The 453-nt window shown below is 36.2% G+C and carries 1 protein-coding gene; it reads left to right on the forward strand.

Annotated features, from left to right (window positions below):
- Positions 1–453: glycosyltransferase family protein (locus RTR43_RS25365; protein ID WP_483870159.1), on the forward strand; the 453-nt coding region annotated here is incomplete at both ends.

Genomic DNA, 453 nt, shown 5'->3' on the forward strand with positions numbered 1-453 from the left:
GATTTCACTATATGGTAAGGCTGATGGACTCATTACGCCAACACCCTATTCTAAAACATTATTACAAAACTACGGTTTGACACAACCAATTACCGCCATTTCTAATGGTGTTGAATTAGCAAAATATCAATATGATACGCATAAAGTGCGCGCGTTTCGTGAGTATTTTCAACTTGGTGATAAACAAAAGGTCATTATGAGTGTCGGCCTTTTTTTTGAACGAAAAGGCATTTTTGATTTTGCTGAATTAGCAAAGCGACATCCAGAATATACATTTATCTGGTTTGGCTACACTGATTTACGATTGGTACCAAAAGATATTCGTCACCTCGTAAAAAATAACACCTATAAAAATCTGATTTTCCCAGGATATATTACAGGAGATGTACTTTTGGGTGCATTCCAAGGTGCTGATCTTTTCTTATATCCTTCGTTTGAGGAAACAGAAGGGAT

Source organism: Neobacillus sp., assembly GCF_031988165.1.
GTDB classification, from domain to species: Bacteria; Bacillota; Bacilli; order Bacillales; family Cytobacillaceae; genus Neobacillus; species Neobacillus rhizosphaerae.